General features: G+C 56.3%; 1 protein-coding gene. It reads right to left on the bottom strand.

Features of this window, described 5'->3' with window-relative positions:
• On the bottom strand, positions 1-341 hold a 341-nt coding region (locus ACO0K4_RS19610; protein WP_422958342.1), incomplete at both ends, for an Ig-like domain-containing protein.

Raw genomic sequence — 341 nt, 5'->3', positions numbered from 1 at the left:
AAGGTCCACACGCCCTCAACTTTAACCGCTTCACCAATCAAGGTCGTGCCGTTGAACACTTCCACTTTCTCAACATCATCATCGATGTTGCCGAACGTGAAGCTTGGCGTCGTATCGTTGGTCAGGTTGTCTGTGTCGCTGCCGTGAGCGTCTTCTTTGCCGCTGTCGCTCGACGCAACCAGATCGATGGTCGGTTTGCTGATACCCGTATCAACCTCGTAACCACCGTCTTTGTTGTCTCCGCTGGTTTCGGTCGTCGCCGTGAACGGGTTGCCCGCTTCATCGGTGCCACTCACGCTCGCCACGATGGTGCTGTCCGCATCCGCAACTAACTCGCTGCC

The sequence above is a fragment of the Undibacterium sp. RuTC16W genome, from assembly GCF_049339445.1.
In the GTDB taxonomy this organism is placed as follows: Bacteria; Pseudomonadota; Gammaproteobacteria; order Burkholderiales; family Burkholderiaceae_D; genus Undibacterium.
This window is presented reverse-complemented; position numbering and strand designations above follow the sequence as displayed.